This is a genomic window from Candidatus Regiella insecticola LSR1 (assembly GCF_000143625.1).
GTDB lineage: Bacteria > Pseudomonadota > Gammaproteobacteria > Enterobacterales > Enterobacteriaceae > Regiella > Regiella insecticola.
In genome coordinates, this window is record NZ_GL379589.1 from 163,562 (window position 1) to 176,815 (window position 13,254).

Sequence of the window (13,254 nt, forward strand, 5' to 3'; positions counted from 1 at the left end):
CTTTTTAAACAGATTTTTTCTTTAATGGGAAGGTTTTTTTTCTGGTTATTTATTTGGTCTCGCCGGATAGTGGCGAGCGTGCTGCATATGTCCGTTTATTTTAGTTTATCTCTCCTTCATGTACTCCGCTATTTTCTATTTTTGTTAGGCGGGTTTTATTGCCTGATCCATTACAACCAAATCCACGGTTGGTATACGGTCAATGACTACAGTATTGTTATCGTAGCAATTTGTATTATTACTTCTCTGGTCGCAGAGGGTCTGGTGTCCGTCCTGGTTAGACAATGCGTCACCTTTTCACCGACTTCTATTTGTACGAAAAAATGGATACGTAGAGACAGAAGGAGAAAGATAAAAAATCATATGGTGCCTCGTGCACTTGTTTACATTTTCGATGAATTAATACAATGAAAAACATAATGGTTTTTTGTTGAAAAAACCTGCAATCCTTAGTTTAATGGTGTATCTGTGATAAAAAGTAAAAATGGTAACGCGTTGATATTTCATTGACTTAAAAATGATTAAATTAATCGCATGACTAATGCGCAAAACAGGCACGTGAAGATATTGGTTTTCTATCCTAATTTATTACACTGATGTAACAGATTAAACACATGATATATGATAGGCAATTTGACCCCATTTGACGTCACTTTGTTCCTAAATGTTTTCATCTTGCCACGCTTCCGGAGGCTCTCGAAGTGAGTAAAGGACAAAGAAAAATTCAAATAAGAATCACAGATGATGATTTTCTAACACTGGAAAAAAAATCAACCTCTTTAGGATTAAAACCCGCTTCTTTATTGAAAAAGATAGCGGTATCTATTATTAACGGCAATGCCGTATCCGATAAGATAAAACCGTATTATTCTACCTGTTACAATAAAAAATTGAGTACAAAATTAAATGATGAACTGAGTGAAGCGCTAAAAAAAGAAGCAGCAAAAAATGGTTGGTCTTTATCTAAAGAAATGCGGTTTCGTCTCGCTTCTTCTTTGGTGGATGACCCCTCATTTTATCCCGATGAAGTGAAGGAGCTTAGAGCAGCCAGAAATGCCATTGATGTGTTAGGGCGAAACTTACATTATATCATTAGACCTCTTCGGAAACTAGCATTCATGAGGAATTTTGGTAAAACACTCCTGAACAAGGAGCCGCCATGAAATATGAAGTAATAAAAGTACTGGAAGAGGAAAAATTTCGTCGCTTAACGGGTGTTAAACGCAGTACATTTGAAAAGATGATAAAGATATTGAATGAAGCAGATAAGAGTAAGCAAGGGAAAGGAGGTCGGAAACCCAAGCGGGGTTTAGAAGAGCGCTTATTAATGGCACTGGAGTATATACGAGAATATCGCACTTATTTTCATGTCAGCCAAAGCTATGGCGTGAGTGAGAGCACATGCTATGAAACGATTAAATGGATAGAGAATACACTAATAAAGCATCCTGATTTTGCCCTACCTGGACGCAAAGCTGTATTAAAAAGGGATAGGGAGTATGAGCTGGTTCTTATTGATGCCACAGAAACGCCGATTGAACGTCCCCAAAAAAACAAAAGCCGTTTTACTCAGGAAAAAAGAAACGACACACCTTAAAAACACAAGTGCTCGTTGATAAAAAAAGTAAAGCAGTCATCTGTACAAGCTTTACGAATGGGAGGCGCCATGATTTTAGGTTGTTTAAGGAGTCTGGTGTGCGAATACATCCTGACATCAAAACAGTTACCGATACAGGTTACCAAGGGCTTGGCAAGATTCATTCAAACTCGGCGTTGCCTAAGAAAAAGACAAAGAAAAATCCCTTAACAAAAGAAGATAAACGCAACAATCGTGCGTTATCAAGCCAGCGTGTATTAAACGAACATGTCATTGGTATGATTAAAAGATTTAAAATTGTATCAGACCGTTATCGAAACAGGCGAAAACGTTTTGGATTAAGATTTAATCTGATTGCTGCAATTTATAATATGGAAATTAGATAAATGATAGTTTCCGAAGAGGTCTATTATATCATTGTACAAAAACAAATGTTAACCATCAATGATAAGAATTTTCATGATGATGTAAAACGTCTTACTTTACTGATTGAACAGTTAAAAAATAGCCTTGAAGACCTGACAACATTTAGTATCAATCGTAAAAATTTTAGATCGAGAGGGAAGGTGGATGGAGATAAAGAAAGATAAGGAGTGGCGGATCAGGAAGGACAGAAGCGCCAGAGCCTCTAGGTCAACTCTTGCTTATAAATTTAAACAAAGTAAAGGAACATTCTCTATTCAGAGTAAATCAAGTAAAGCGATAAGGAATTATGCTAGTAAAGAAGTGATGGTGAAAATAACAGCAGGGGCGAAAACGGCAAGAGGGATAAAGAATACCATTGACTACATGCTGTTCACTTAGGTAATGGTGTACTCGCTGAGTGACCTCGGCTAACTCTGCCGCACTATAGCCGCCGAGTGTGTGATTATTGAAAGCATCGTTGTTGCCACCACGACCATGAGCAACAAATAACAAGTTCAGATCACCGCCCAATGTAGCAGGATCACCGAAAACCTTACGCATGTTGCCTTGCAGATCGCGCTGATATACCAGGGTGTCATTCGGATGCTTAGCGGCCAACGCCATTGCGGAGCGCAAGCTTTCAGCATCATCCTCTAACACAACAATAATGCGACTTTTTTTATCTGCCCTATTTTCTGTCGGCGTATTTGAAGTGAGTATGGCGTTTGCTGCCGGTAGGTGCCAGCTGTGAACGTCATCTCGTTTAACCGGGTGGCGGGTGCTTAGACCGTCACCGCTATCATAATGTGCATGTTCCCAGCTGTGTTGACTGCCGATCTTACTAAAAGTACTGAAAGGGGAAAAATTTATCGAATCAAGATATTTTCGACGTAATCCTTTACCAGGCAGGATGCCAAGTCTTTCTTCAGCCGTCATCACTGCAATTTGGTGCTGCCAATAGGCGCGCAAAACCGGTAACTATCTCATCAACACTTCAGTAAATACCAGAGGCCCAGTTACTTTTGCGATTTTTTTATGTAGAGATCCATCTGTGTACGAGAAACTTTTTGCTCTTCAGGTGTCCCTACTTTTTTCCCTTGTTTGTCTTTCTGAATAGAAGGCCTTGGCGTTGAGAACAATTCAGGCTCTTGTTCTTGCCAGCGTCGATAGCTTTCTTCAGAAACAGCTTGTAAAACCGGATTGCCTGGGTGGCTACCAAAAACACTGTTATTGTAAATATAATTCATATTCGCAGTATTTTTTTCACCACCGAGCAGTGCACCCAGCAAAACATCGTTAGGATGTGCCAGGAAGTCTCTATCGATAATAGATTTAATTAAGGGATCATCGGTATCGAGATAAATTCCCCCATACTTATGTAGCAATCGACAGCGTAAAACATCAGCAGCAGCGGCAAAATTAGCGTTAGGCCCATAGCGCGCTGCCGCAAACATTTCACCAAATTTACTGGCCTTGAATTGGATGAAAAAATCGTCTTGGTTGAGATCCTGTACTTCCAGTCCTGGCGCTTTTTGATGCAGTGCATCACGTATTTGTGTAAAAATTTCAGCATTATCGACATCAACATGAATAATTGAGCGATAACCGTTCCCTTCAGCGCTGAAACTTTTATGAGCATTAGCAATAATATTGCTGACTAAATTATCAGGTAATTTGCTGTTACCCAGCCAGATATAATGAATAGTTTTCGGGATAGCCGTACCACCTGCCGGTACCTCAGGAACATCAGGGATAAAAATTTCTCGCGTTTGCGTGTTTGGCAGAATGTCTTGCACATTTATGTATTTATTCCGTACTACCCATACCGCTTTCCCAACCTTGTTCTTGGTTCGTACAATGCGCTCTTTTATCTGTATGCTAGAAGTGTCAAAATATTCTTCATCAAAATGAGCTAAACGCCAGTCTCCTGATTCAAGATCAAATACAACTCTTTGATAGTTAACATCTTTCATTTTTACCATATATTGCCCTAATCGATTGACCATAATGTCATCGATTGGCAGGCTATAGTGAATTGGCGGGGTGAGTTCTGCGCCCGATTGATGGAGTGGATCAGATAGTTCTGGGACGCTAGGCTGGACTCTGTTTAAGCCAGAGGTGGCAGTTTCTTCACTTGCCGGATTGGGCAAAACCGGGGGGTATCTATGGAGCTCATTCGATGACACCGTTTCCCACACCATTTTCCCCGATTTGTTTTCAGTGCGTACGACGTATAGATTATGTTCATACAGGTACCAGTGTTTGCGGCTGAAATCAAATTTCACATTATATTGGCACTGTTCAATGTTAACTATATAGCGAAAAGGTTCGTTAGCCACATGAGGTGTCCAAATCACATAAATACCTTGACGTATCTGGCCTGGTAGTAAACCAACAGCAACAATATCTTTGGTCTTTGTGACAGGTAAACGCCGGGTCAAGCTGTTAGGGAGATCCTCCGGTAATACATCTTGCCATTTTATTCTTCCTGAAGATCCCGCTACAGGTATGATGGGATCGCCGATTGTTCCATACTCATTCCCCATAATAGTATTTTTCAATCTGCGCCAACAATTGAGTGTCAGATCAAATGCAATAGCTTGATCGTGGGGATCGTCATCCATCTTAAATCTCTCACCATATTTAGACTCAACGCCATCCATCGGCAAGGTAAAAGAAACATCTTCTAGTTCAATAGGAATAGTGATGGGGACGGGGGTTGGGTTAATGGATCCATATTGGGGCGCAGATATCTGTGGCATACATATCCTCAGTAAGTGTCTATCAAGCCCGTATCGTCAATTTTTTGAGCTTATTTTTGAAATCAATAGACAGTTTGATGAAATTTTATTGACTTTAAAACAAGAATAGAAATTTTTTCCTTACTTTAAATTTAACGATTAATTTATAGGAAAAATTCATATTAACTATTAAATTAATGCTCGAAATTTATATTTTTATGGTTTCTATGACTGTTAAAAGTAAGAAAAAATAGACTGCTTTTATTAATATAATATAAATAACCGAGATAAATAAATTTATAATTATTATTTAATATTATTTTTAATTTTTGGCGCTAAATATCATTGAATATAAAAATAAAGCGTGGTTAGTGGGTCAGGTAGTACCTCCCTTTTTTGTTTATTTTTATCAAAAATATCACGTAATACTCGCAGTATCTCTATTCCAAATAATAATTTTTATTTATTAAAAACTTCTACTCAGAAATAATATTCCTGTTCATATATGTTTATTATATTCAATATTTTTTAACACTTCAGACGGAGCCTGAAGATACGGATTAGGTGTTATAAATTGATTTAAAATAGAGGTTTAGAGAACAAGGTATCGATATCACATAGTCGCTTTCTGCGAAGGGCTTTAGCTTGAGCCCATTTGTGCTCAATGGGATTCATGTCAGGAGAATACGTGGGGAGATATTCGAGAATAAAGCCAGCTTTCTGTATAGCAGTCTGGATGTCTTGGCGTTTATGGAAGCGCACATTATCCATCACAAGGACTGCCCCTGGAGGGGATTTTGGCAGTAAATCTTGGGTGACCCAGGCATAAAAAATATCGCTGTTGATATGGCAGTCGAAGGTACAAACCGTAGTTAATTTTCCGTTAAGCTGTGCACCAATGACATTAGTACGTGCTTTGGCATGGCAATCGTGTTGGCCGTAACAGCGCTTCCCTTTCACTGAATAACCATAAAGACGCGGCATATCATGAGCAAAACCGCTTTCATCCACGTTAGCCCTGGAGCTTAGTCTGAAAATCTTTTCGAGCTTGGACGTCGGCTTTGGGGGGATAAAATGTTTTTTTTATAGCTAAAACCCGCCCGCTTTAAGGCATCACAGATACCCCTGGCACTCACACCCCGGTAATTGTCAATGTAGTTGTCGCCCAGGATGTAAAATCCTAGGCTGCTTTTTTGGCGTCTGGTTTCACCTTTTTTTCTCTGGATTTTTGTGGATTTAAATGGACTTCTTTCACATACGGCCACTGACGGATTTGACCTGCCCAGCGTGTAGGGTTTGCAGCGCGTGCCTTTTCATACACTGTGTTACGCTGAGCTAATAGGGCTTTATCAAGGCCTGCATGTCTTTGTGCAGGTGTGACAAATTCAATGGCACTGTGGCGATGTTCTTGATTATACCAGTGCACCACGTGTTCGACCCATGCGCGGGCGTCTTGAAGGTTGTCAAAAGGGTTAACCGGGTACTCAGGGCGATATTTTAGCGTCTTGAAGGCCGATTCAGAATAGGGATTGTCGTTGCTCAGGGAGGGTCGACTCAACGAAGTCGCTATTCCCAATGTTTCGAGCGTAAACAACAGGATAGCGCCTTTCATCGGGCTGCCGTTGTCGGAGTGTAGGGTGACTTGACCGGGCAAAATCCCCTCACGCTGACAAATATCTTTGATCATATCACTGGCATGTTGGGCACTTTCTTCAGCATATACCTGCCAACCGACAATCTTACGGCTAAAAATATCGAGGAAAAGGTAGAGGTAAAAATACTGGCCTTTAATACGGCTGGGGAGATAAGTGATATCCCAACTGTAGAGCTGGTTGGGCGCGGTGGCACAGAGTGCCCGAGGCTTAAAACGTGGTTTTGCCGGGCGTTCTGCTCGTCGATGCTTCAGTTGCCTGGCGTCCCGCAATACGCGATAAAAAGTGGATTCGGAGGCGAAATAGAGCCCTTCATCAGCCAACATCGGCACAATTTGACTCGGGGGTAAATGAGCAAATTTGGCCGAAGAGGTTATTTCCAGTAGCTTAGCCCGCTCACAGGGTGAGAGTTTGTGGGGCGGCGGCGCTGTTCGGCGCGTTCGGCCTGCGTTGATTCAGTAATCCACATCATAATAGACTGGCGCTGTTCGGGAATAATCATTTTTCCTCTTACTGCGTTGTGTTCGCTTCGGGTCACAAAAATCCGCGCGCCATTGCTTCAGGTGATGAACAAAAATACCCTGCCCCCTGCACCAAGAGGCGAGTTCACTTTCTGCTAAACAACTTCTTAGCTTCCTCGGCGGCACGTTAAGTTCATCCGCAATGGCTTTCATTGTACGCCCATTCCGATGATAAACCTTACACAGCGCCTGCTCTTTAAACTCTTCCGAATACGTCGGTTTTTCCATGATTATATCGCCTCTTTATTAGTTCCCATTAACGAAAATTAGAGGCGACAACTAGACTGACACTGGGGGCAAGTTGCCGCTACCAGGGTGTGAGACCGATGAGCGTAGATATACTACTTCAAAGGCGAAGGGCATATGATACGCTGCTTGATGACATATACCCAATGAATTTCGAGTTACGGCAAGGCGGCCAGGGCGACCGACCGATGAGCGTAGACATGCTACCTGATGAGGCGAGCGCCGGCAGCCAACGCCGCCGTAACTTGAAAGGCCAAGGGTAAACTACAAGGTTCGGCAAAGACACCATACTTGTACGGATGTCGCTCCCTGCGCCAGAAGTAATTTAGCCATTTCTTTCATCGTGCTGCCGGTGGTTATCACATCATCTAATAGCGCGAGATGTTGTCCACGAACATTATCAGTACAATGAAATACCCCGCGTAAATTTTTTCGGCGGGTGGTGGCACTCAACTCCCGCTGTGATGGCGTAGGGTATAAACGCATTAAACTACCAGGGTGATAATCACAATTGAGCCAACGCGCCAAGGGGCGGGCTAATAAATCGCTTTGATTAAATCCCCGTCGCCAACAACGATATTTATGTAGGGGAGTGCTGATGATACGTTGTGGTTTTATCATTGATCCATAATGCTTTTCCTGTAGCCAGCGTAACAACAGTAACCGCGCCAGTATCGGAGCCAATTGTGTCACTCCATCAAATTTCATTTTTTTTATCAGCGTGCTGATAGGGGGCTGATAGTGGCTGACAAAGGTAAGGCTTTGCCAGCAAGGTGGGTCACGTAAACAACGCCCACAGAGTAAGTACCGCTGTGTTGAAGGCAAGCCACAACCAATACAACATGACGATTGATTGATTAAATTCCGTAGACAAAAACAGCAAATACCATGATGGAACAAATATAAGGGTTGTCGGCAAAGCCAACATTGGCTGGCGATAGTGAACATAATCTTCTTCCTTGATGATGAAAACAATGATGGATATAAAAAGGATATACCCTTCGCCTTTGAAGTTGCCTTCGGCTGCCAGGGGGGTGTACTTGATGAGGGCGAGCACCGGCAGCCAACAAGGCGAAGGGTATAATAGTTTATGACAGCGCTCTATTGGCATACTTGTGGTGAAGGAAAGCGTGATTTTGTGTTGTTACACGGATGGGGACTGAACGCTGATATATGGCATTGCATAATTAATCGACTTGCGCCGCATTTTCGCTTGCATTTAGTCGATCTTCCTGGCTATGGCCGCAGCAGTGGATATGGTGATATGTCTCTTAGCGAGATGGCGACTGTGGTATTGAATCAAGCGCCAGAAAAAGCACTGTGGTTGGGATGGTCGATGGGAGGACTGGTTGCGAGTCAGATTGCACTGAACCAGCCAGAACAGGTGATAGGACTTATCACGGTTTCTTCTTCACCTTGTTTTAGTGCACAAGGTGTGATTGGCCTGGGATCAAGCCAGAAATATTGGCTGGATTTAAGCAACAATTGCATGATAATTTTCCGCGTACTATTGAACGCTTTTTATCATTACAGACGTTGGGTATTGCCAGTGCACGAAAAGATACCCAATTTCTGAAATCATTGGTGAGCTATCAGCAAAGTGCTGAGGTGCTGATAAGGGGATTAGAAATAGTGCAAACCACCGATCTGCGTTCGGCATTGGCTCATTGTTCAGTGCCTTTTTTACGTATTTACGGTGATCGAGATGAGTTAGTCCCCTCTAGAGTGGCTACCTTGCTTGACGGTGCATGGCCAACAACACAATCAGCGATTATAGATAATGCGGCTCATGTTCCGTTTATGTCTCATCCGGATGATTTTTTAGCATTGATTATTCATTTTTCTCAACGAGATGATTTGCTTTATTAGAGCCTATCGGAATTTTTTCTGCTTGCTCATTTTTTCCGTGCCTTATTGGCTTTTTTCTTTGTGACGGTTGTATTACTTATTGCTAAACCATCATCGCGTGACATTCTTGTGTTGTTTTTCTTCGCTTTATCTCGTTTGGTTTTACCTTCTCTTCGTGGCTTACGTAGGCTAGAAACCAAAGAAAAATCAATTTTACGTTCATCTAGGTGTACGGCCTCTACCCGAATTTCTACTGTATCGCCTAAATGGTAAGCCTTCCCTGAGGCTTCGCCGGTAAGGCGTTGACCAATGTTGTCATAACGATAGTAATCATTATCTAAACTGGAAACATGGACTAAACCGTCGATGAAAAGATCGTCCAAACGGACGAAAAAGCCAAATCCAGTCACCGCAGCGATAATACCGGTAAATGTTTGCCCTACTTGATCGAGCATAAAATCACATTTCAGCCAGTCAGCAACATCCCGCGTAGCGTCATCCGCTCGGCGTTCTGCCATTGAGCAATGTTGACCCAACTGTAACATATCGTTGTGATCACTGTGCCAACCACCCCCTGCTGTCCAGCACTCTTTCTGGGCGGTTATTGACTGTGCTAATTGATATTTAATCGCTCGATGCAGAGCGAGATCAGGATAACGTCGGATGGGTGAGGTGAAATGCCCATATGAATTGAGCGCTAAGCCGAAATGCCCTCGATTTTCCGGATCATAAATTGCCTGTTTCATCGAGCGTAATAACATAGTTTGTAGCCTATGATGATCGGGTCGATCCGCGATTTCATCCATCAATACGGCATAATCTTTCGATTGTGGTTTTAAACCACCGCCTAAGGTTATCCCTAACTCATTTAATACGCTACGCAGTGCTTCAATATGATCATCACTTGGTCGGTCGTGCACACGAAATAGCGCCGGCTCTTTATGTTTTTCTACAAAAGATGCTGCGGCAATGTTGGCCAAAATCATACATTCTTCGATCAATTTATGCGCATCATTACGTACTACGTGTTCGATGCGCTCAATGCGTTGCTCGGCGTTAAAGATAAATTTAGCTTCTTCTTTTTCAAAAGCGATGCCCCCTCGTTTTGCTCGGGCTTTATCCAATATTTTATACATTGCATGCAGTTGTTCCAGATGTGGCACCAGTGGCTGATATTGCGCACGCAACGCTGGATCACCCTCAATGATTTTCCAGACTTTGGTATAGGTTAAACGTGCATGAGAGTTCATGACGGCTTCATAAAATTGGTAAGAGCAGAGTTGTCCCTGCACGTCAATGACCATTTCACATACCATACACAAGCGATCGACCTGTGGATTAAGTGAACACAAACCATTAGACAATACTTCTGGTAGCATCGGGATCACTTGTGACGGAAAGTAAACAGAATTGCCGCGACTGCGTGCTTCATCGTCCAATGCGGTTTGTGGGCGTACGTAATAACTGACATCAGCGATAGCAACCCACAGGCGCCAGCCTCCGCTGCATCCTTTTTCACAATAAACCGCATCATCAAAATCACGGGCATCTTCGCCATCAATGGTAAGCAATGGGAGGTGACGTAAATCAACCCGTCCTTTTTTTGCCTCTTCTGGCACGTCTTCTTGCAGCTTCGCTAATTCTTTTTCTACTGCCGATGGCCATATATAAGGGATCTCATAGCGACGTAAGGCAATGTCTATCGCCATGCTAGTGCCCATCTTATCACCTAATATTTCCACTATTTTGCCAACCGCTTTAGTGAGGCGCGTTGGGCGTTGGGTGAGTTCAACAACTACCACAGTGCCCATACGCACACCGCAAATAGCATCATCAGCAGGGATCAGAATATCAAAACTGAGGTGACTATCATCAGGACCGACAAAACCGGTACCTGCGTCAGTGAAGTAGCGCCCAACAATTTGGCTTGTTTTGGGAACGAGTATCCTGACAATCCGTGCTTCACGACGCCCCTTGCGGTCGCAGACTAAAGGTTGAGCTAACACCAGATCGCCATGGATCGCCGTTTTCATTTGTTCAGCGGAGAGGTAAAGATCATCTTTGCTGCCTTCAATGCGTAAAAAACCATATCCGTCACGGTGACCAATAACAGTACCGCGCAACAGATCAAGCCTTTCTGGTAAGGCGTAGCATTGGCGGCGTGTAAACACCAATTGGCCATCACGCTCCATTGCGCGTAGACGTCGCCGAAGTGCCTCAAGGGATTCATCACTGGATAAATTCAGCTCTTTAGCTATTTCTTCACGTCGGGCGGGGGTTTCACGTTTTGTCAGATGCGCTAAAATAAACTCGCGGCTGGGTATAGGTGAGCCGTATTTTTCTCTTTCTCTTTCTAAGAATGGATCCTGTGACATTAAATTGGTCTCTCCATTATCATCAGCATGAAATGTTTTCATTTGACTTTTGCGTATGTGGTGTATGGAATGTAGCGCTGCATTAAATATACGTTGGCAGCGATCACTCATCCTCTGTCATGTACTACCTGTATCCCCTTTGCCTTTGAAGCCGCAGTGTTGTTGGCTGCGGGTGCTGCCCTCATGGTCTATCTACGCTCATCGGCCTTACCCCTGGCCGCTTAGCGGCAACTTCAAAGGCGAAGGGTATAGATCGCGCGCCCCAAACCACGGTTTTGCAATGAAGTCTAATGCTATGTGTTGAATGGATTACGACGGATGATGGTTTCACTCCGCTCCGCTCCGGTAGAGATGATGTCGACTGGTATCCCTGTCAGCTTTTCAATATGTTCAATATAACTCCGCGCATTTTGGGGTAATTTTTCATACTCTGTTACCCTATGAGTTTTTTCTGACCAGCCTGGCAGAGTTTCATAAATGGGTTCTATTGTTTGCCAGATTTCTATTGACGACGGGGTGTTTGCGATTTCTTTACCCTTTTTATTTTTGTAGCCGGTACAGATTTTTATTTCATCCAAACCATCTAACACATCTAATTTAGTCAAACAAAAACCGGAAAGTGAGTTGATTTGAACCGCGCGGCGTACCGCGACTATATCTAACCAGCCGGTACGGCGTTTACGCCCGGTTGTGGCGCCGAGTTCTTTTCCTGTTTCACTTAGATAGCTACCGATTTCATCGTTGAGCTCGGTAGGAAAAGGCCCTGCGCCTACACGTGTTGAATAGGCTTTAACGATACCCAAAATATAATCGATATGAGCAGGTCCGATGCCTGAACCCGCAGCAACCCCACCGGCAGTGGTGTTAGAAGAAGTCACATAGGGATAAGTACCATGGTCAATATCGAGCAACGTACCCTGAGCACCTTCAAACAGAATCGCCTCTCCCTTTTTACGACCTTCATCTAATATTTGCGTTACATCAATCATCATGGCAATTAAACGATCAGCAACGGTGGATACGTCATTCAATACTTTTTGGTAATCAATGGCGTCTGTTTGGTAGTAATGGACTAATTGAAAGTTATGGTAATCGACAATTTCTTTGAGTTTAGTAGCAAAGGTTTCTTTATTTAATAAATCACAAACCCGTAATCCGCGCCGCGCGACTTTATCTTCATAAGCGGGGCCGATACCTCGACCCGTGGTGCCAATTGCCTGCCCTCCCAGTTTCTTTTCCCGCGCGTTATCCAAAGCAGCATGGTAAGGCAGGATCAAAGGACAGGCTGCCGAGATTTTAAGTCTCTCTTCTACAGGGATCCCACGTTCTATAAGCCCATCGATCTCTTTGATTAAAGCGGCGGGATCCAAAACGACACCGTTAGCGATAATACTGGTCACGTTTTCACACAAGATGCCGGAAGGGATCAAATGAAGAACGGTTTTTTCATTATTGACGATTAATGTATGCCCGGCGTTATGACCGCCTTGATAGCGAACGACATATTTAGCCTGTTTTGTCAATAGGTCTACAATCTTGCCTTTGCCTTCATCACCCCATTGAGTGCCTAATACGACGACGTTTTTCCCCATCTGAATAATCACCAGCTTGCTTAAAAAAGAATGTTAACATTCCATCGATACTTGGTCAAAACGGGCTCTAAGAGCCTGTTCGAAATCTCTTGTGCTTGCTGATACTTTAGATTTCGAACAGGCTTTTACATAACCTACTGCGCGGTATGAATTTCTGTGTTACCGGTGCTCGCAATCCTCATGTACTGATTGTACACTGAGATTACTGTGTTCCGCGGGCGCCTTGACTTGAAACCCCTCGCAGGGCGTCTATTTTTGAGCCACTCTATCAATAACA

General features: G+C 43.2%; 11 protein-coding genes and 2 pseudogenes. 5 read left to right on the forward strand and 8 right to left on the reverse strand.

Features of this window, described 5'->3' with window-relative positions; translation table 11 throughout:
* The first annotated feature begins 701 nt into the window (after positions 1 to 701).
* From REG_RS01180 to REG_RS01195, 3 genes are all read left to right on the forward strand, one after another.
* Positions 702 to 1,163 (forward strand): TraY domain-containing protein, encoded by a 462-nt coding sequence (locus REG_RS01180; RefSeq protein WP_006704155.1) that lies wholly within the window; start codon positions 702 to 704, stop codon positions 1,161 to 1,163.
* A protein-coding gene (locus REG_RS11715; RefSeq protein WP_260200023.1) for an IS5-like element ISRein1 family transposase occupies positions 1,160 to 1,983 on the forward strand; the annotation gives its coding sequence in 2 pieces (ribosomal slippage) (positions 1,160 to 1,547 and positions 1,547 to 1,983; 825 coding nt in all). Before REG_RS01180 ends, REG_RS11715 begins: the two co-directional genes overlap by 4 nt.
* On the forward strand, positions 1,984 to 2,187 hold the full coding sequence (locus tag REG_RS01195; RefSeq protein ID WP_039906874.1) for a hypothetical protein: 204 nt from the start codon (positions 1,984 to 1,986) through the stop codon (positions 2,185 to 2,187).
* 100 nt (positions 2,188 to 2,287) lie between these two features.
* Here REG_RS01195 and REG_RS01200 read toward each other — a convergent pair whose 3' ends face one another.
* From REG_RS01200 to REG_RS11720, 5 genes are all read right to left on the reverse strand, one after another.
* Positions 2,288 to 2,938 carry a C80 family cysteine peptidase gene (locus REG_RS01200; protein ID WP_141553582.1) on the reverse strand — a complete coding sequence of 217 codons (651 nt, stop codon included), beginning with the start codon at positions 2,936 to 2,938 and terminating at the stop codon, positions 2,288 to 2,290.
* Between the two features lie 80 nt (positions 2,939 to 3,018).
* Entirely contained in the window at positions 3,019 to 4,764 is a 1,746-nt protein-coding gene (locus tag REG_RS01205) for a glycosyltransferase family 32 protein (protein ID WP_006704157.1), read from the reverse strand.
* A 558-nt stretch (positions 4,765 to 5,322) separates the two neighbouring features.
* The gene (locus REG_RS01210) at positions 5,323 to 5,754 is read right to left on the reverse strand and encodes a transposase (protein ID WP_006704158.1); all 432 of its coding nucleotides are present in this window, start codon (positions 5,752 to 5,754) and stop codon (positions 5,323 to 5,325) included.
* 169 nt (positions 5,755 to 5,923) lie between these two features.
* On the reverse strand, positions 5,924 to 6,850 hold the full coding sequence (locus REG_RS01215; protein WP_141553583.1) for an IS3 family transposase: 927 nt from the start codon (positions 6,848 to 6,850) through the stop codon (positions 5,924 to 5,926).
* Positions 6,851 to 7,144, reverse strand: a complete 294-nt coding sequence (locus REG_RS11720; protein WP_006704759.1) for a hypothetical protein — start codon at positions 7,142 to 7,144, stop codon at positions 6,851 to 6,853. It abuts the gene before it with no gap.
* A 98-nt stretch (positions 7,145 to 7,242) separates the two neighbouring features.
* Between REG_RS11720 and REG_RS13655 the strand changes: the two genes are divergently transcribed.
* Positions 7,243 to 7,425 carry a hypothetical protein gene (locus tag REG_RS13655; protein WP_039906877.1) on the forward strand — a complete coding sequence of 61 codons (183 nt, stop codon included), beginning with the start codon at positions 7,243 to 7,245 and terminating at the stop codon, positions 7,423 to 7,425.
* Between the two features lies 1 nt (position 7,426).
* Here REG_RS13655 and gntX read toward each other — a convergent pair whose 3' ends face one another.
* Entirely contained in the window at positions 7,427 to 8,110 is a 684-nt protein-coding gene (gene gntX / locus REG_RS01230) for a DNA utilization protein GntX (protein WP_039906878.1), read from the reverse strand.
* Between the two features lie 142 nt (positions 8,111 to 8,252).
* On the opposite strand from gntX, the pseudogene bioH reads away from it, so the two are divergent.
* Positions 8,253 to 9,031 (forward strand): annotated as a pseudogene (gene bioH / locus REG_RS01235) (pimeloyl-ACP methyl ester esterase BioH).
* A 50-nt stretch (positions 9,032 to 9,081) separates the two neighbouring features.
* On the opposite strand, the pseudogene rnr reads toward bioH, so the two are convergent.
* Positions 9,082 to 11,385, reverse strand: a pseudogene (gene rnr, locus REG_RS01240) (ribonuclease R); the annotation flags it as partial.
* Between the two features lie 293 nt (positions 11,386 to 11,678).
* A complete protein-coding gene (locus tag REG_RS01245) occupies positions 11,679 to 12,977 on the reverse strand; it encodes an adenylosuccinate synthase (protein ID WP_039907065.1) in 1,299 nt (432 codons plus the stop codon).
* Positions 12,978 to 13,254: the final 277 nt, after the last annotated feature.

Coding starts and splice junctions, on each gene's coding strand:
- REG_RS01195 (WP_039906874.1), top strand. CDS start 1,984: ATGATAGTTTCCGAAGAGGTCTATTATATCATTGTACAAAAACAAATG.
- REG_RS01200 (WP_141553582.1), bottom strand. CDS start 2,938: ATGACGGCTGAAGAAAGACTTGGCATCCTGCCTGGTAAAGGATTACGT.
- REG_RS01205 (WP_006704157.1), bottom strand. CDS start 4,764: ATGCCACAGATATCTGCGCCCCAATATGGATCCATTAACCCAACCCCC.
- REG_RS11720 (WP_006704759.1), bottom strand. CDS start 7,144: ATGGAAAAACCGACGTATTCGGAAGAGTTTAAAGAGCAGGCGCTGTGT.
- REG_RS13655 (WP_039906877.1), top strand. CDS start 7,243: ATGAGCGTAGATATACTACTTCAAAGGCGAAGGGCATATGATACGCTG.
- gntX (WP_039906878.1), bottom strand. CDS start 8,110: ATGTTCACTATCGCCAGCCAATGTTGGCTTTGCCGACAACCCTTATAT.
- REG_RS01245 (WP_039907065.1), bottom strand. CDS start 12,977: ATGGGGAAAAACGTCGTCGTATTAGGCACTCAATGGGGTGATGAAGGC.